Annotated in this window: 18 protein-coding genes; 10 read left to right on the top strand and 8 right to left on the bottom strand. The window is 67.0% G+C overall.

Annotated features, from left to right (window positions below):
* Positions 1-278: 278 nt before the first annotated feature.
* From ACFTWF_RS02625 to ACFTWF_RS02615, 3 genes are all read right to left on the bottom strand, one after another.
* Positions 279-728 carry a hypothetical protein gene (locus tag ACFTWF_RS02625; RefSeq protein ID WP_378459704.1) on the bottom strand — a complete coding sequence of 150 codons (450 nt, stop codon included), beginning with the start codon at positions 726-728 and terminating at the stop codon, positions 279-281.
* 1545 nt (positions 729-2273) lie between these two features.
* Positions 2274-2591: a hypothetical protein gene (locus ACFTWF_RS02620; RefSeq protein WP_378459703.1), complete on the bottom strand. Its 318-nt coding sequence runs from the start codon at positions 2589-2591 to the stop codon at positions 2274-2276.
* Positions 2592-2775: 184 nt separating this feature from the next.
* Complete coding sequence (locus tag ACFTWF_RS02615; protein ID WP_378459702.1) at positions 2776-3666, bottom strand: SGNH/GDSL hydrolase family protein; 891 nt, start codon at positions 3664-3666, stop codon at positions 2776-2778.
* A gap of 228 nt (positions 3667-3894) precedes the next feature.
* Here ACFTWF_RS02615 and ACFTWF_RS02610 point away from each other — a divergent pair, with 228 nt between their 5' ends.
* From ACFTWF_RS02610 to ACFTWF_RS02590, 5 genes are all read left to right on the top strand, one after another.
* A complete protein-coding gene (locus ACFTWF_RS02610; RefSeq protein ID WP_378459701.1) occupies positions 3895-4131 on the top strand; it encodes a hypothetical protein in 237 nt (78 codons plus the stop codon).
* 222 nt (positions 4132-4353) lie between these two features.
* Positions 4354-5157, top strand: coding sequence for a Fic family protein (locus tag ACFTWF_RS02605; protein ID WP_378459700.1), 804 nt, complete (start codon positions 4354-4356; stop codon positions 5155-5157).
* 183 nt (positions 5158-5340) lie between these two features.
* Positions 5341-6297, top strand: a complete 957-nt coding sequence (speB, locus tag ACFTWF_RS02600) for an agmatinase (protein WP_378459699.1) — start codon at positions 5341-5343, stop codon at positions 6295-6297.
* 129 nt (positions 6298-6426) lie between these two features.
* Positions 6427-7944, top strand: a complete 1518-nt coding sequence (locus ACFTWF_RS02595) for a purine-cytosine permease family protein (protein ID WP_378459789.1) — start codon at positions 6427-6429, stop codon at positions 7942-7944.
* A gap of 45 nt (positions 7945-7989) precedes the next feature.
* Positions 7990-8895, top strand: coding sequence for an amidohydrolase family protein (locus ACFTWF_RS02590; RefSeq protein WP_378459788.1), 906 nt, complete (start codon positions 7990-7992; stop codon positions 8893-8895).
* 15 nt (positions 8896-8910) lie between these two features.
* Here ACFTWF_RS02590 and ACFTWF_RS02585 read toward each other — a convergent pair whose 3' ends face one another.
* The 5 genes from ACFTWF_RS02585 to ACFTWF_RS02565 all read right to left on the bottom strand — a co-directional run bounded on the left by ACFTWF_RS02585 (position 8911) and on the right by ACFTWF_RS02565 (position 13078).
* Positions 8911-9966, bottom strand: coding sequence for a MerR family transcriptional regulator (locus ACFTWF_RS02585; protein ID WP_378459698.1), 1056 nt, complete (start codon positions 9964-9966; stop codon positions 8911-8913).
* A gap of 14 nt (positions 9967-9980) precedes the next feature.
* Positions 9981-10646, bottom strand: coding sequence for a HEAT repeat domain-containing protein (locus ACFTWF_RS02580; RefSeq protein ID WP_378459697.1), 666 nt, complete (start codon positions 10644-10646; stop codon positions 9981-9983).
* A gap of 41 nt (positions 10647-10687) precedes the next feature.
* On the bottom strand, positions 10688-11437 hold the full coding sequence (locus ACFTWF_RS02575) for a DUF899 family protein (protein ID WP_378459696.1): 750 nt from the start codon (positions 11435-11437) through the stop codon (positions 10688-10690).
* 94 nt (positions 11438-11531) lie between these two features.
* The gene (locus tag ACFTWF_RS02570; RefSeq protein ID WP_378459695.1) at positions 11532-12746 is read right to left on the bottom strand and encodes an RNA polymerase sigma factor; all 1215 of its coding nucleotides are present in this window, start codon (positions 12744-12746) and stop codon (positions 11532-11534) included.
* Positions 12743-13078 (bottom strand): YciI family protein, encoded by a 336-nt coding sequence (locus ACFTWF_RS02565; protein WP_037239025.1) that lies wholly within the window; start codon positions 13076-13078, stop codon positions 12743-12745. The genes ACFTWF_RS02570 and ACFTWF_RS02565 overlap by 4 nt, the downstream gene beginning before the upstream one ends.
* Before the next feature lie 52 nt (positions 13079-13130).
* On the opposite strand from ACFTWF_RS02565, the gene ACFTWF_RS02560 reads away from it, so the two are divergent.
* The 5 genes from ACFTWF_RS02560 (at position 13131) to ACFTWF_RS02540 (ending at position 17942) form a co-directional block, all read left to right on the top strand.
* Positions 13131-13949 carry a DUF899 family protein gene (locus ACFTWF_RS02560; RefSeq protein WP_378459694.1) on the top strand — a complete coding sequence of 273 codons (819 nt, stop codon included), beginning with the start codon at positions 13131-13133 and terminating at the stop codon, positions 13947-13949.
* Positions 13950-14059: 110 nt separating this feature from the next.
* Positions 14060-15229 carry a serine hydrolase domain-containing protein gene (locus ACFTWF_RS02555; RefSeq protein WP_378459693.1) on the top strand — a complete coding sequence of 390 codons (1170 nt, stop codon included), beginning with the start codon at positions 14060-14062 and terminating at the stop codon, positions 15227-15229.
* Positions 15230-15302: 73 nt separating this feature from the next.
* On the top strand, positions 15303-15989 hold the full coding sequence (locus ACFTWF_RS02550; protein ID WP_378459692.1) for a DNA alkylation repair protein: 687 nt from the start codon (positions 15303-15305) through the stop codon (positions 15987-15989).
* Positions 15990-16301: 312 nt separating this feature from the next.
* A complete protein-coding gene (locus ACFTWF_RS02545; RefSeq protein ID WP_378459691.1) occupies positions 16302-16871 on the top strand; it encodes a helix-turn-helix domain-containing protein in 570 nt (189 codons plus the stop codon).
* 9 nt (positions 16872-16880) lie between these two features.
* A complete protein-coding gene (locus ACFTWF_RS02540) occupies positions 16881-17942 on the top strand; it encodes a threonine aldolase family protein (RefSeq protein ID WP_378459690.1) in 1062 nt (353 codons plus the stop codon).
* Positions 17943-18035: the final 93 nt, after the last annotated feature.

The following is an 18035-nucleotide window of genomic DNA, read 5'->3' as shown; positions in this document are numbered from 1 at the left end:
GCTACAGTCAGCGGAAAAGGCGCCCTGAGGGCATGCGCTCTCTCATCGCTCGCCACGGGAGAGTATGTCGAGCCGGACTCGCTTGCGGTTGCTGATCTCGTACCGACCCGATTCACGGTCGCTCGGTAGGGCGCGACACTGCTCATCGGTATCTACATCCGCGTTCCGCCCCATCACGTTGACCGGATCTGAGCGGTGGGCGCGGCCGCCGCCCCGGGCGGAGCGGGCGAAGCAGCCGGACCAGGTGCAGTCCCCGTGAACCGAGTCAGACACCCGAATCACTCCGCCGTCAGCCGTCCCGTCGGCACCAGCAACGCCACAAGCGCGACGATCAGGCCACCGCCGGCGAGGTACAGCCCCCAGCGATCGGTGAGCACGGTGTCGTAATTGTCCCGGAGGTAGTCGCCGACACGGTCATCGAGCCGCCACCCGAACACCGCAATCGTGCCGATCCCCACGATCACGGCCACCCACTCGGCCGCACGCGAACCCACCAACGCGGCGACCAGCAGCAACGCCGCAGCCCCCAGCAGTAGTACCGTCATCGACTTGTAGAAGGTCACGGCCTGATCTCCGATCTGCTCGACGGTGATTCCGGTGGGGAAGCCGTCGCGGAGATCGATCACCGCGACGTCGCCCGGCGCAATGCCGCCGACGATGGGAAGGAAGGCACCGATCGCGACCGCAATGGCGCACGCGAACAGGACCAGATGGATGAAGCTGCGCATCGGCATTCTCCTCAGTGTCGGGCAGATGATATGGCGTCGGCTCGGCTACTCGTCCGGCACCGGAGGCGGGGAAGCGGCCCGAAGCTGATCGATCGACAACGACACCGCCGCAGCGCGGACCGCACCGAGTCGGGACTCGTGCCACCGCAAGCGCCTCGAAGGCGGTCGACATGCCCAGGCGCCCACGCCGACTCGACCGGTCAGCCCACACCGCCCACCAAGGTCCGACAGCCCGGCCGATGGCACCGTCGAGTGCAGCAATCCGAGCGGAATCCGCGTCAGGACCCGCGTCGGTGTCGGAGCCGGTGACGAACGCGACGTTCGGGATCAGGACCGCCCCGGTGATGACGGTCAGCGTCCCGTACTGCTCGGTGAGGTGATTGCCGTCGAACAACCCGGCCAGCATCTCGTGTGAGCCGACGACCACATCGTCGGCCTCGTCCGTGTCCACCGTCATGATCAGTTCAGCGAACCAGACCAGGCACACGCCGACATCGCTGACACCCACCTCAGCCGCACCCGCGGCAACACACAGCTCGACGGCGCCGGCCTTCCTCCCCGGCCAGGTCCGCCAACGCGGCCGACGACAGTGACACCGCAAAGTCCTCCTTCATGTAGCGGCCCGAGTCCGAACCTCAGCCACTATCGCCCATCACCGCCCTCCACGCGAACATCCCGGACCCACGGAGCGTCACATCGATCTCACCGTCCGCGCACCAGGCACGGACCGGGCGTGGAATCGATGATCGATCGACCACCACTCAGGCCCACCGGGCGAACGACCATTCACGAAACCCAGCCGCGTCAGCGCAGTCGTCTCCGTCGTCTACATCGAGGCCGCCGTCACCTCGCACACGAGTTCCCTCAACCGACCCGCCGACAGCCACACCGGACTCCCCAAAACGGCAGCTCACCGGTGACGCGGCCGCGCACCTGATACCCGATCCCTACGACGCCGGCAGCCCGACGGTCACCCCCCGACGCAGACGCATTAACGGCGCCCCCGCCGAACCCCGAGCACAACATCATCCCGCAGACGATCATTAACAACACAGCGACGATCACCGACCCCCTGGGCAATCCCATCGCATCAACACTGCGACGCATCGCGAAAAAACGGCCGCGAGCGGCAGCCCATGCTCGGCGGCAGCCAGGAAGCAGCGTCCACGAGCATCGACAACAGAACGTGAGTGCGTGTGACGAGACAGGCACGCCCGGGGATTGCTGCTTCCACCAACGCAACTGTCATAACGTCGATTACCGGCAAAAGAGTTACCTTATCGCCGCAGGGGGCACCCCGGACCCGTTGCGCCGGGCCCCGGGGGCCGCCCGATCGGCTCGGTACGCCGGTACCGTCGTGACGCGCCGCCTGTCGCCCGCGCCTCGACGCTCGACCGCATCGCACTCCAGTCGGTGTCACCGCACGGTGCGGATCACCGTCGCGGCCGCTCGACACCATGTCCGGCATTCACCAACCGGCCCCCGGATACGTTATCGAATGCACGTTCGAGTTCCGTCGTGTCGACGATCGGATCCGTCCTTACGTCAGTGAGCGTGCCCCGCGGGAAAGTAGATCGACCCGTCGTCACCGACGCAGCCGCCCTGGGCCGGGCCGTCTCCGAAGAAGGTGCCGTTGACCGGACCGCTGCCGTTTGCCGGTGCCGTCCCGATTCCCACACCCGTGACTCCGATGGCGCCGCAGGTGAAACTGTGCGGGCTGTTCGAATGGATGTTCAGCTGGGTGCCGGGGGTATCCGGGTCTCCGTGCAGTGTCGGTGCCGCCGCCGCGACGCCGGCACCGAGTGCAACAAGCGGTGCGACCGCGACGGTCGCAATGGTGGTGCGCAGTGCGAGTCTGTTCATCTGATATCACCTGGGATTCCTGTGTGGCCGGCGGCCCCGCCCCGGTCGATGACCGTCGGGCTCCCCCGCCATTTCCGTATTTTCATCTCGTCACGATCATCGTCCGAAATGCGCCCGCACGACATCCCCCGATCGGAGGGAAACCGTGTCCACCAGTCGGCGCCGAAGCGGGTGCGCTGGTCCCCTACCCGTACGCGGCGACGACGAGTGCCGCCATCGCCGTCAGCCCGGAATGGTTGGGGTGTAGTGGCATCGCTGACGACTGCGGTACGAGGCCTTCGAACCACCGTCGATCGGATCCCGCGCACGCATCGTGCCCCCGGGCGGCGCCGGCCACATCGACGAAGTATGCCCCGTTCGCGCGCGCCGCATCGGCGAGAACCGCGTTCATCCTCGTGAAAAACCGCACGACCCAGGCGGCGTCGGCGTCGCTCATGGGAGCGTACGGCCAACAACCGTGGTCACCGAAGATGCCGCCATGCCCCATCAGGAGCACCGTTGCCGCAGGAGCCTTCTCGGTGATCGCGGCCAGGGCGATGGACACTTTCGGGCCGAGCGCGGCGAGTGCGGTGTCCACTCGCCGCGCTGTGGTGGCGTCGGACCGGCATTGCGCGTCGAGTCCCGGCGCGAGCGTGTAGCACGGTTCGACCAGCGACGACCACGCGATGTCGTTTCCACCGATGCTGACCGTGACGAGTGTCGTGTCCGGCCGGAGCGCATCGATCTGCGGTGACTGCGGCCCGGTCAGGGTGGATTGCGGAGTGTCCGTGATATTTTCAGTCTTCGCTCCGGCACACGTGCGGTTGACGAACGTCGCCGCGTGCAGGGTGTCGGCGACGATCTGCGGGTAGCTGTCCGAGGTGCGGAAGCACCCGTCGCGGAGTGACAGCGGGTCACTGAGCGAACCGGTGGCGCGCGAATCCCCCAGGGCTACGTATCGGATGGCCGAACCGGGTGCGGCTTGCACCACCGTATGCGGGGTCCACAGAAGCGTCAGGGCCACAACGAGCCCGAACAGGACCGCTCGCGGAATCGTGTTCACGACAATGTCCGGTGCCGGGTCATTTTTCGTCATTGCTCATCATATTGCGGAGCTACTCCCCCTGCACCGGATCCGCGACTAAGCACCCTCCGGTTGTGCACGCCACCTCGACCGGTGCGGGGGCATTCCGATCGATCAGGAATCGAGAAGCGCCGGTCGCCGAGCCGTCGTTAGAGTGACAATCATGATCTTGAACTGGTGCGATGCGTTCCAGTTGCAAGCCGAGCCGCCGAACATCCCCATCGAGAGGACGTGACGAATATGAAGACTATGACGTGCAAGCAAATGGGTGGACCGTGCGATGCCCCGTTCCAGGGAGACAAGGCGGACGAGGTGATCAAGGCGCAGGACAGCCATCTGAAAGAGATGGTCGCACAGGGAGATGAGACGCATCGGAGCGCCATGGAGAGCATGCAGGGCAGGTGGAAGCGTCCCGTGTCGGGCATGGGCTGGTATCTGAAGACGAAGAAGGCGTTTGCCGCTCTTCCCGAGGACTGACCTGCCGTTTCGTCCGGCTGACCGCGTGCACGCAGGGTCACCCGTTTCGACGTCGAGATCGGTCACATCACCGCTCCCTTCGCCTCGATCCTGCTGCGCACCGAGAGCGCGTCGAGTTCGGAGATCGAGAACCTCACCAGCGGGGGGCGGCAGATCGCGCTGGCCGAACTCGGCGAGCACGCCTCCCGCAACGCCCGATTGATCGTCGGAAACGTCCGGGCAATGCAGACCGCGTTGGAGTTGTCCGACGCCATCGACGCCGAGGCGATCCTGAGGATGCACCGTGCGCTGCTCGAGCGTGACGATCCGAACATTGCCGGTGTGTGGCGGCAGCAGCAGGTCTGGATCGGCGGGGGAAATCTCGGGCCGCACACCGCGCAATTCGTGCCGCCACATCACGACCGGGTTCCGGCACTGATCGACGACATGATCGTTTTCGCGAATCGGGTCGACGTACCGGTGATCGCGCAGATCGCGTTGGCTCATGCGCAATTCGAGACCATTCACCCGTTCCCCGACGGCAACGGGCGCGTCGGACGTGCCTTGATTCAGGCGATGCTGCGCGGTGGTCAACTCACGCGCAGCGTTGCCGTTCCGGCGTCCGCGGGGCTGCTACACGACACTGCACAGTATTTCGAGGCGCTCGGCGAGTACCGGTCGGGGAACGTCGAGCCAATCGTGCGTTCCATCGCGGAAGCATCGTTCGGTGCGGTAGCCAACGGCCGCATCCTCGTTCAGGACCTCGAGTCGATTCGCGCCGACTGGCGCACCCGCATGACGGCGCGGCGCGGCGCGGCGGTGCACCGGCTCGTCGACTTCCTGCTCCGCCAACCGGTGGTGGACGGCCGACTCGTCGCGTCGGCCCTCGGGGTGACCGGCGCCAACGCGCAGATCGCGATCGACACGTTGGTGGACGCCCGGATCCTCACCCAGATCACCGACGGAGGACGGAACCGGATCTGGCAGGCCAAGGACGTCGTCCGTGTGCTGGACGAGTTCGCCGCCCGCGCCAAACGCCGCCGATAATGAACACCGTGTCACGCGCCGCCGATCTGGTACCTACGAACGCTCCGGAACTGGAACTGTCGCCGAACCGGCACAGTGCTTCATAGTGATTACCGTCACGTTCTCTGGAGGAGGAGCAGCAGCTCCCCCACGTAGGGCTGTAGGAATCGGATTCCTGCCCGTTCACTCGGCAGGAGTCTACCGATGACAAGTCCACGCATCGAACCCGTCGGCCCCATCTCGGGCCAAGACCTTCCCCGGTACGCCGGATATTCGACGTTCGCCCGCCTGCCTCGCGCCGATGAGGTTTCCCATGTCGGCGTCGGCATCCTGGGAGTCCCGTTCGACGCAGGCGTCACCTACCGGCCCGGCGCGCGATTCGGCCCGGGTCACATCCGGCAGGCGTCGCGCGTGCTCCGGCCGTACAACCCCGAATTGGGCGTCGACCCCTTCAGGTCCATGCAAGTGGCCGACTGTGGTGACGTCGGATGTAACCCCTTCGCCATCGGGGAGGCGCTGGGACAGATCGAGCGGGCCGCCGATTCGCATCTCAGCGCAGGCACGCGTCTGGTCGTTCTCGGCGGCGACCACACGGTCGCCCTGCCGGTCCTTCGTTCGATCGCCAAACAGTACGGGCCCGTCGCTGTCGTCCACTTCGACGCACACCTCGATACCTGGGACACCTACTTCGGCGAGGCCTACACCCACGGGACACCGTTCCGGCGCGCATCCGAAGAGGGCTTGATCGACAGGCAAGCCAGCGTCCATATCGGTACCCGTGGTCCGATCTACAGCGCCGTCGACCTGAGCGCTGACCGAGAACTCGGCTTCATCCCGATTCATGCGCGAGAGTTCACACGCACCCCACTCGATCGCATCATCGATCGAGTGCTGGAACGGGTCGGCTCTCGTCCCGTGTACGTGTCCGTCGACATCGACGTGCTGGATCCCGCGCACGCCCCGGGAACTGGAACACCGGAGCCCGGTGGTCTGACGAGTCGTGAACTGCTGGAAATGATCCGGAGTTTCTCGCAGGCCCGCCTGGTCTCGGCGGACATCGTCGAAGTGTCGCCGGCGTACGACCACGCCGAGATCACCGCGCTCGCCGCCTCCTCCGTGGCTTATGAGCTTCTCTCGGTCATGGCCTGCACACCGCGTTGAGGTAAGCCCCACCCCGGTCCCAGGCCCCGCCTCTGCATATTCACACTCCCGGCGTCACTGCACCAGGCGACAACGCTCGTGTGCAGTCGCTCTCTCAGTCGACCTCACAGTACGGAGACACCCGTGAAGATCACCCCTGCACCAGACCAACCGCCGTCAACCGAACGCCCTCCCACGAAGTTCGGCGTCGAGCACCGTTCCATCGGCTTCGTGCCGACGACCGAACGATACGGCCGCCCGCTGAATCAGTTCACGCTGTGGTTCGGATCGAACCTGCAGGTCACGGCGGTGGTCACCGGGGCCCTGGCCGTCGTGCTCGGCGGTGACGTCATGTGGTCGATCATCGGGCTCCTGGTCGGACAGGTTCTCGGGGGTGTTGTCATGGCGCTGCACTCGGTGCAGGGCCCACGGCTCGGACTCCCCCAGATGATCTCGAGTCGAGCGCAGTTCGGTGTCTACGGCGCGATGATCCCGCTCGTCCTGGTAGTCGTCATGTACACCGGTTTTGCTGCGGGGGGCTCGGTGCTCGCCGGTCAGGCCGTCGCGGGGATCATTCACTCGTCGCACTGGCTGGGTATCGTCATCTTCGGCGCGGCCACCGCAGTCATTGCGATCATCGGGTATCGCCTGATCCACGTGATGGGGCGCCTCAGCAGCATCATCGGATTTCTCGCGTTCGCCTATCTGACGTATCGACTTCTGGCCGGCGCCGACCTGGGCATCCTTTTCAGCCACTCCTCGTTCTCGTTGGCCGGTTTCCTCCTCGCGATGTCGCTGTCCGCATCCTGGCAAATTGCCTACGGGCCCTACGTCGCCGACTATTCCCGGTACCTGCCCGCCGAGACGGCGGCGTGGAAAACCTTCGGTGCCACCTTCTCCGGTTCGGTCATCGCGTCACAGTGGTCGATGACGTTCGGCGTCTTCGCTGCTGCGCTCGCGGGACCCGCGTTCGTGGACAACGAGGTCGGCTTCATCGTGCGCCTCGGCGGCGCAGGTGTAGTCGCCACCGTGCTGTACTGCGTGATCGCACTGGGAAAACTCACGGTCAACGTGCTGAATGCCTATGGCGGCTTCATGTCCCTGGTTACCACGGTGACCGGATTTCTCGGTCACCGCGAGATACCGCAGCGAGCGCGAGTTGCCTGCGTCGCCGTCATCATGCTGTGCGCAACGGTGATTGCGCTCCTTGCGAGTGACAACTTCCTCACGTCGTTCTCGACGTTCCTGTTGTTTCTCTTGGCCTTCTTCACTCCGTGGAGTGCCATCAACCTCGTCGACTTCTATTGCGTGACGAAAGAGAACTACGACGTACCGGCGCTGACCGACCCGGACGGGCGGTACGGTCGCTGGAACACCGTGGCCCTCACAACCTACGCGGTCGGCCTGATAGCGCAGCTGCCGTTCCTCTACACCTCCTTCTACTCGGGGCCGATGGTGGCCGTCCTCGGGCACACGGACATCTCGTGGATCGTCGGCCTGATCGTCCCCGGCGCAATCTATTACGTGTGGGCACGACGGGATCGATCGATGGCCCCCGATCGCCTGATCCTGCCCGGCGACGAGTGCGCGCCGAATGACCAGCACACCGTCGTGGAATCGGCAGACGTGGACGGGATCCTGACCCACGAACCGGCCCGACAAGCATGAAGCGGATCGACGACTTGCGGGCCGCCCGTCGGGAACTGAAATAGGCTGTGTGAGGTGGACGTCATCGATGCTCATCATCATTTCATCAACGTTCCCGACCTCACGTACCCGTGGATCGACAACCGCCCGCCCGCACTGACCGCCCTGCTGCCGAATTACTACGACGCTGCGCACCGGTACCTGCCGCGCGACTACCGGGCGGAGGTCGACGGCATCCCCGTCGCCGCGTCGGTCGCGTGCGAGTTCGGCGCAGCAGACGGTGTCGCGGAGGCCATGTGGGTGCAGCACTGCGCCGACCGTTGCGGAGTTCCGAACGCCTTCATCGCGTCCGCGCAACTCGATTCGGATGATCTGTCCGGTGTTCTCGCGCGTTATCGGGATCTTCCGACGGTTCGGGCGGTGCGCCAGCCCCTGTACTGGGCGGCCGACCCCACCAAACGCCTGGGTGCGCGCGGCGACTACCTATCGGACCCCGATTGGCTGCGCGGGTTCGAGCAGGTCGCCGCTGCGGGGCTCGTCTGGGATCTGCTCGTCTACGACGAGCAGCTCCCCGCCGCTCACGATCTCATTGCCTCGTTTCCCAACACCACATTCGTGTTGGAGGCCGCGGGTTGGCCGGTCGACCTTACCGCCGAGGGCTTCGCCCGCTGGGAAGAACGCCTCCGTGCGGTGAGTCGGTTTCCGAACGTCGTCCTCAAGTTGCAGGGAATCGCCCTCATCTTCGGAACCTCCCTCGACGCCGTCGGCGGGTGGCTACGCACTGCGGTCGGAATCTTCGGCGCCGACCGATGCATGTTCGCTTCCCATTACCCGATCGACCATCTGCTGTGGGACGGTCGAACCATGGTGTCCACCATCGAGGCGGCCCTCGGCGATCTGTCGTCGACTGACCGAGCACTGTTCTTCGGTGACACCGCCCGGCGGGTGTACCGCCTGCCCGCCGGAAAGTGATCGCGCGCCTACAATTCAGTCCCCCTGGAACGCATTTCGTCTACCGTCGCTCCCCTCTCGGCGCCGACTCCGTCCACGGTCCTGCAAGTTCACGATCGCCGCCGCGGTGGACGCGATCGTCCGGTCGCCGTCCTGGGTCAGCCGCTCGAGAGCCTGCCGCGCCGCCGTGCCGGGAATCTCGGCCAGGGCCTGCGTGATCCGCAACCGCGTGGACACGTCCTCGGTGTTGCCCAGCCGGTCCTGCAGGGCCGAGGCGACGTCGTCAGCGGAGGGCGCAACGGTCGTCAGCCGGCCCAGCACCTCCGCAGCCTCGACATCGCGCCGTCCCTCGACGACCATCTCGACGAGGGCGTGCATCGAATCGAGGTGTCCGCGCGAGCCGAGAGCGAGAGCGGCCAACCCGCGGATCGTGACGTCCGGATCAGCGAGTGCTCGACCCAGATGCGCCGTTGCCTCCGGGGTGTGGATTTCCGCGATCGCGGTCGTGGCGCGCCGCCGGACGGCGATCTCGTCGGCGTCGAGACCGACGGCCAGTTCCGCCAGTCCCCGGCCGGCGACGCGCGTCAACGACCACTGCAGCGCTCCGGCCACATTGGGGTCGTCCTCCGACAGGATGGCTTGTACCAGCGCTTCGACGGGCAGCGACGTCGTCCCGCTCTGAGCCAAGACGGCTTGTTGACGACGCGCCGCGGACTCCGACTCGAGCGCATGCAACAGGGTGACGATGCCCAGGACGTCGTCCCATTCGGCCGGCGAGGCGGCGTCGACGCGTTCGAGTCTGCCGAGCAGTTCCTCCTCGGCAGCGATCCGCCGGCGCGTGTGCCGGATGAGGTCTCCCACCAGATCTGCCGGTGTGAAATCGGGGTCGTCCAGTGCGCGCTTGGTCTCGGACAACGACAACCCCAGAGTCCGCAGGCTCTCGACGTGGAAGAGCCGCCGGATGTCGTCGGCGGAGTACTCGCGGTAACCGCCGGAGGTGCGGCCCGTGGGCTCGACCAGACCCAACGTGTCGTAGTGGCGCAACATCCGCGTGCTGACACCGCAACGCCGCGAGACCTCACCGATCAACATCCCATCTCCTCCTGCTATGTATCGGGTCCGGCGACCGCGACGCGTGTGGCCATCTCGAGCGAGACGGTGAAGCCGCTGTCCGGGTCGTGGTACAGCTGCGTCGTCGCCTCCGCGTGCGCACGAACACGAGGGTCGAGACTCGTGCCGGCGGCGTCGAGGACCGGTAGGACGACGTCGCCGAGTTCCACCAGCGCACGGCTCAGACTGAGCTGCACGTGCCGGTCGCCTCGTCCGAGTTGGGTCGCCAAATCGGACGCGAGCGCAGCCTCCTCGCCGGGCGGCACGAGCGCCACCGCCGCCCGCCACGCGCTGCGGGCGACGTCGTCGTGCTCGTCGTGGAACAGCGCTGACACCCCGGGCCACGCCTGCCGATCCCCGATCTTGGACAGGCTGTGCAGCGACTGACTGCGGGCCTGTGCCGTGTCGGACCCGAGTTCCCGGACCAGCCTCGGCACCGTGACCTCGGCCGGCAGGCGGCACAACGCCCACGTCAGCATGTCGCGGACGAAGAAGTCCGGTTCTACGGCACAGCGATCGACGAGCGCGTCCGTGAGATGGGGATCGGCGCGTGTGCCCGCTGAGAGCGCTGCCCTCAGCCGACTCGACGGGTCCGCCGCCGCCAGAACGTCGACGAGGTGAGCATTCGGCCCACCGTGGTTGGTTGTGTTCACGACAACCACCTCCTTCGTCGACCATTCGAATCCTTCTCACTGTGTCAGGGTCAAGCCTCGCTCGGCGGGTCGAGGTCGTCGGAGCGCCCGGCGGTCAGGCGGGACCACTGCGCGGTGGGCCGTCCGTCGGTGCGCATGATGTCCCGTGTGCGGCGCTCCCAATGGCGCGGCCAACCGCTCGGCGAGTCCTCCCACGTCTCCTGACGGCCGTACACGGTCATGTCGAGTAGCCCGTACGTCGGCGCCATCGGTTCCAGGCCACGGCCGCTGGTCCAGAACGTTTCGAAGACCCTGTCCTGCTGTCGCAGATAGCAGACGAGAGGTGCCGGGGATCGTGGGCGATCGCCGAGCAGGGCATCCGCGACGTTCTGCGCGGAGTACCAGGGCACGTCCCAGCCCATGAAGTCGCGGTAGCGCAGGCTCACGTCGTATGGGCCCTGGCACAGCGTGGCGTAAAAAACGTCGCGGGAGTGCAAGTACGCCAGCTCGCGCACCTGGCCGTTGAAGAACGTGCAGCCCTCACACTGTTCGGCCGCGGGGTGGTCGGCGTGCCACATGTGGAAGTACGCGATCAGCTGGTCGCGGCCCTCGAACACGTCCAGCAGCGGGACCGGCCCGTGCGGGCCGACGAGGGTGACGGCGGGGTCCACCTCGACCATCGGCAGCCGTCGGCGGGCCGCGGCGATCGCGTCGCCTTCGTGGGTGTGCGCCTTCTCCCGGACCCGCAGTGCATCCAGTTCGGCCTGGTAGGCGGCGCGGTCGACGACGGACGGTGCCGGTGGGGTCGTGTCGGTATTCACGAGACTTTCCTTTCATCCAGGTTGCCTGTCACCACACCGACGAAGGGCACCTCCCGGGATCGACAACGACCGCGAAAAAGAATTCTCGGATTCTTCAGAGCTCACGCAGGCGGCTGGTCAGGTAGCGCCGCTCGGCCTCGGTCGGCGCCAGCTGCAGGGCTTGCTCGTACGCGGCCTCGGCCTCGGCGGCTCGGCCGTCCCGGCGGAGCAGATCGGCCCGGGTCGCGGGCAGCAGGTAATAGCGGTCGAGCCGGCCGGATGCGGTGATCTCGTCGACCAGGGCCAGGCCGGCCGGAATGCCGTCGGCCATCGCGACCGCCACGGCGCGGTTGAGATCCACGACCGGTGACGGCGCCAGCCGCGCCAACGCGGTATACAGGGCCGCGATCTGCGGCCAGTCCGTGCTCGCCGCGTCGGCGGCGGTGGCATGACAGGCGGCGATCGCGGCCTGCACCTGGTAGCCGCCGGTGTGTCCCAGAGCCAGCGCCTGGTCGAGCGTCGCCACTCCCTCGGCGATGAGCGCCCGGTCCCACCGAGACCGGTCCTGGTCCTCCAGCGTGACCAGCACTCCGCCGTCTTTTCGTGTCGCCCGGCGGGATTCGTGCAGCTGCATCAGCGCCAGTAGACCGCGAGGTTCGGGTTCGGAGGGCATCAGCCGGATCAGGAGCCGGGCAAGCCGGATGGCCTCGAATGTCAGGGCCCGACTGTCCTCCTCGTCGTAGCCCTGGTTGAAGATCAGGTAGAGCACCGCCAGGACGGCGGCCAGTCGCGGGGAGAGCAGCTCGACGGGCGGAACCCGATACGGGATCCCGGCCTCCCGGATCTTGCGCTTGGCGCGGACCAGTCGCTGCGCCATCGTGGCCTCGGCGGTCAGGAATGCCCGAGCGATCTCGGCGGCGCTCAAACCGGCCAACGTCCGCAGCGTGAGCGCCACCCGGGCCGGAAACGGCAGCGCCGGATGGCAGCAGGTGAAGATCAGCCGCAACCGTTCGTCGGGGATTTCCTCCGGCGGCTCGTCCGGCTCGCGGGACAGCACGGCGAGCTGACGCATCTTGCCCGCGCCCGTGGCATCGCGGCGCAACCGATCGATCGCGCGGTTCCGCGCCGTCGTGGTGAGCCAGGCACCGGGCCGGCTCGGAACGCCGTCACGCGCCCAGCTCGTTACCGCGGCGGCGAATGCGTCCTGCGCACAGTCCTCGGCCAGATCCCAATCCCCGGTCGACCCGATCAGGGTCGCCACCACCTGGCCCCACTCGTCCCGGAACGCCGCCTCGACCGCCGCGCGCACACGGTCGCCGGACGCCGTCATTCCCAGACGGGACGGACCTCGACACCGCCCCACCGCGCGTACGGATGCCCGGCAGCGATCTCGATTGCCTCGTCCAGATTCGCGCACTCGACCATCACGAAACCGCCGACGAAGTCCTTGGTCTCGGCGAACGGCCCATCCGAGACCAGCGTCTCACCGTCGCGGACCCGGACCGTCGTGGCATCCACCACCGGCCGCAACCGCTGGCCGACGAGCAGACCGCCACGCCGTTGCACGTCCTCCCACCACGCCTGGTGCACCGGATCGGCTGCGAGCTCCTCGTTCGTCGGCGATACCGACTCGTCGTCGCAGATCAGCAGCACATACTTCATGGAGACGATCTTGCCCGAACCAGTGTCATCACGGCCCGGACAGGAGGACACGATGACGACCACGCCGCCGAACGACCCGACCACCGCATTGCCCGGTCGCCCGCCGATCGTCGACCTCGCCACCTGGCAGACCGCGCGGGACGCGCTGCTGGTCCGCGAAAAGGCCCACACCCGTGAGGGTGACGCACTCGCCGCGGCCCGCCGCCGGCTGCCGATGGTGGAGTTCGACGGGAGGGTCGAGGTGGTCGGGCCCGACAGTCCGGTCCCCTTCCTGGACCTTTTCCAGGGCCGCGAGGAGCTCGTCGTCTACAAACACCTGTGGTACGACGGCGCGCCGCACCAGGGACAGTGCGAGGGCTGCACCACCACGGCCTGGCACGTGAAGGACGCCGTCTACCTCAACGCCCGCGGCGTCTCGTTCGCCGTCCTGACCACGGGCCGTCCCGACGAGGTGGCCTCCTACGTCGAGTTCATGGGCTACACGGAGCCCTGGTACTCGGTGCGCGACGTGGACGCGCCGGTCGGCGACAGCATGGGTTCCATCACCTGCTTCCTGCGCGACGGCGACCGTGCATTCCTCACCTACTCCACGACGGGCCGGGGCAACGAGCCGGTCAACGGTTCCCTGGGACTGCTCGACATGACGCCCTACGGCCGCCGCGAGGGGTGGGAGGACAACCCGGAGGGCTGGCCGGAGGCACCTCGGGCGGGCGCGCCGGTCGGCGGGCACGGCGCCCCCATCTGCTGGTACTGGCGCACGGATGCGGACGGCAACGCCAACTGGGGCCCGACCAGCCGCCCCGTGCCGCAGTGGACTCGCCCCGACGCGATCCCGGTGGAGACCCTCGGCCGGCACGGCCACCACCACTGACGCGCCACGGGGGTGTGGCACCCTGCCATTCGCCTCCCACGCCGGGGCTTCGACGGTAGATTCTCGTATCGCTGCTCCCGCAAGATTCCCGCTCGAAGGGATCGTCCGTCATGAGGAAGCCGACTCACCCCTGGATGCACCGCGCCGCCTCTGCCGCGCTCGCCGTCGCCATCGGATTCGCCACCCTGTCCTGCGGATCGGAGGACAGCAGCGGCGGCGGAACCGCGTCGCCCACCCCGCAATCCCCCGACGCCGCGAAGATCGAAGAGATCGTCCGCGAGAAGATGACCGCGCTCGACCTCACCTCCGCCGTCTTCGGTGCGTGGCGCGGCGACGAGCAGATCGCCGTGGGCGCACTCGGCGGATCTCCGATCGGGGTGCCCGCAACGTCGGATATGCAGCTGCGGGTGGGCCAGCCGATGGAACCGATGCTGTCGACGGTGCTGCTGCAACTCGACAAGGACGGCGTCGTCCCCCTCGACAAGCCGATCGCCGAATGGGTCCCCGACTTCCCCCGCGCCGACAAGATCACCCCGAGGATGCTCGCGAACGGCACCACGGGCATCTCCGACTACGTGACCAACCCCGAATTCCTGAAAGAGTTCTACGCCAACCCGATGGCGGGTTTCACCGCGCAGCAGATCTTCGACCTGGCCAACTCGCGGCCGCCGCTGTTCGAGCCCGGCACCAGTTGGGCCTACGCCCACAGCGACCTGTGCCTGCTCGGCGTGGTCCTGGAGAAGGCCACCGGCAAGCCCCTCGGCGACCTCATCGAGCAGCGCATCCTCGATCCGCTCGGCATGAAGAGCAGCGACGTCGTGCTCACGCCCCAGATGACACAGCCGACACTGCACGGCTACACCAATGAACGCGGCGTCTTCGAGGACTCCACGTTCTGGAACCCCACCGCATTCCTCAACAGCGGCAACATGAACTCCACCCTCTCCGACGTCGCCGTGTGGGTGCGTGCCCTCGCCGCAGGCACACTGCTCTCGGCCGAGCAGTTCACCGAAATGATGGCGCCCAAGACCGCCGGTCTGGGACCACTGACGCCGCAGAAGTACTTCGCGTTCGGGGTCGTCCACATCGACGACTGGCTCTACATGAACCCGGCATTCGGTGGCTACAACGGCGTCGCGTTCTACGACACGAAAACCGACACGACCATCGTCGTCTACTGCACACTGGGCCCGAAAGCCAACGCCGACACCGACAACGCCGTCCCCATCGGCACCGACATCGGCGCACTTCTCGTCCCCGATCGTCCCCCGAAAGTCTGATCGGTCGTGGTAGGTCATCGTCATCCTCCGGAGCCGTCGTACGCTGAGTCGGACCGAGAGGCAGGAGGCCGACGTGGCGGAGACGACGCAGACCGGAACGACGGTCGCCGACGTGATGGCCGAGCTGGGCGAACTCGAAGACCCGAAGTCGCGCGCGGTGAACGAGAAGCACGGTGACGACCACGGGGTGAACCTCAGCAAGCTGCGCGCCCTCGCCAAGCGGTTGAAGACTCAGCAGGAACTCGCCCGCGCGCTGTGGGAGACCGACGACACCGCGGCGAAGCTTCTGGCGATCCTGATCTGCCGCCCGAAGGCGTTCGAGCGTGACGAGTTGGACACGATGCTGCGCCAGGCGCGCACCCCGAAGGTGCACGACTGGCTCGTCAACTACGTCGTGAAGAAGAACCCGCACGCCGAAGAGCTGCGCGTGGCATGGTCCGCCGACCCGGATCCCGTGGTGGCGAGTGCCGGTTGGGCGCTGACCACCGAGCGGGTGGCGAAGAAACCCGACGGTCTCGACCTCGCGGGGCTGCTCGACATCATCGAGGCAGAGATGAAGGACGCCCCGGATCGCCTGCAGTGGGCGATGAACCACTGCCTGGCCCAGATCGGAATCGAGCACGCCGAGCACCGCGCCCGCGCGATCGACATCGGTGAGCGGCTGGGGGTGCTCGAGGACTACCCGACACCCCCGAACTGCACGTCACCGTTCGCGCCCATCTGGATCACCGAGATGGTGCGCCGACAGCACGACAAATAGAACGGCAAACAAACAGGTCACGGTCCGCGTCACCCTGACGCAGAGCGCCGGCTGCGCTGGCTCTCAGGTCTGAACCAGCACAACCTGAGCGCTCTCGGTGCTCCGGAATCACTCGAGCGCCTCCCCCCGCGATACCCCAGCTGTCGGCGGCTAAACAGAACCCACGACTCGCTGCGCGGCGAGTGTCTTGCCGGCTCGGCCCCCTGCGGAGCGGCGGCGTGGCGAGACCGCTTGCCCGCACACCAACGGTTCCCTATGCTGAACGAATAGTTCAATCTATCGAACGATGTTACTCGGATCGAGGTGTGGAGTATGCCCGTAGCGGAGGGGCAGTCGGTGAACGACAGATGCGCCGCCATCGGCGAGCAGATCGTGATGCGCCGAACCCAGCGGGGAATGACCGCCGCGGAGCTCGCGCGCCGTGCGGGGATCAGCAAGGCGACCCTGTCGGGGCTCGAATCGGGCACCGGAAACCCGACGATCACCACACTGGATTCGCTGGCGGTGGCACTGAGAATTCCGCTCACCGACCTCATCACCGGCGAACGGGATCCGGGGCCGATCCACCTGCCGGGAACCGACGTCGAGTCGGGCGAGGTGAAGCGGGAACTGCTCCGCAGGATCAGCGGCGGGCATTCGGTCGAAATTTGGCGGATGCGCCTACCGGCGAACCATTCCAGCACGGGTCTGCCCCACGCGGACGGCACCGTCGAGCAGCTCTATGTGTCGTCCGGCCACCTCCGCGCGGGACCGGTCGACGACCCCACGACGCTGGGACCGGGCGACCTCCTGGCCTTTGCCGGCGACGCACCGCACGTGTACGTCACGTCGGACGAACCGGTCGACCTGACGGTGACGTTCATTGTCCCGGTTCCGAATTGAAAGGGCTTCATGACCACGACCGTCACCCCCTTGCGGGGCTACCTCAGCGACAACGCGGCGGGCGCGTCCCCTCAGATCCTGGCCGCGATGACGTCCGCGGCCGAGGGCCTGGCCGCGCCGTACGGCAACGACGACCTGTCGGCGTCGGTGCGGGCGAAGTTCGCCGACGTCTTCGACCATCACGTCGACGTCTTCCCCGTCGGCACCGGGTCGGCGGCGAACGGACTCGCGTTGGCCGCTCTGACGCCGCCGTGGGGTGCCGTCCTGTCGCACCCCGATTCGCACATCAACAACGACGAGGCCGGGGCGCCGGAATTCTTCACCAACGGTGCGAGATCGATCCTCGTGGACGGCCCGGATTCCAAGCTCGATCCTGACCTGCTCCGCGCAGCGGTGGGGCGGCGTCGGGGGGACGTCCACAGCGTGCAGCCCTCCGTCGTCAGCCTCACGCAGGCAACCGAGGCCGGTAGCGTCTACAGCCTGAACGAACTCGCGGAACTGTCGTCGATCGCCCACGAGGCGGGTCTCCGGGTGCACATGGACGGTGCTCGGTTCGCCAACGCCCTGACGGCGATCGGGGCGACACCGGCCGACATGAGCTGGAAGGCCGGAGTGGACGTTCTGTCGTTCGGCGCCACGAAGAACGGCGCCATGACCGCCGACGCCGTGATCTCGTTCGACAGCGGGCTCGCCACCGAATTGCGCTACCGCCACAAACGCGCGGGTCAGCTCACGTCCAAGATGCGCTTCCAGACAGCGCAGCTCGGCGCCTACCTCGACGACGACCTCTGGCTGGACAATGCGCGTCACGCGAACGCCATGGCGTCACGACTGCGCGACGGCCTCGCCGAACTGCCGGGCGTGACGATTCTGAGCAAGAGCGGTGCCAACATTCTGTTCTGCCACTTCCCCGAGTACCTCTCGGCCGATCTCAAGGCGCGGGGGTACGCCTTCTACGACGACCGCTGGGGCACAGGAGTCGTACGGTTCGTGACGTCCTTCGCACACGACGCATCGGACATCGACGCACTCCTGGCCTCGGTGACCGAGGTGACGCGACAACACAGCTGACCGTCCGCGCCGTTTATCCGCGCCCACGGCGGGTATCACCACTCCGAGTTCGGGGTGTTACCCGCAGAGCGGAGGTTCGGCGACGATGGCATG

The sequence above is a fragment of the Rhodococcus sp. NPDC056960 genome (genome assembly GCF_042674125.1).
GTDB lineage: Bacteria > Actinomycetota > Actinomycetes > Mycobacteriales > Mycobacteriaceae > Rhodococcus_F.
The sequence above is the reverse complement of the archived record's forward strand: the minus strand, read 5'-3'. Positions and strand labels throughout refer to the sequence as shown.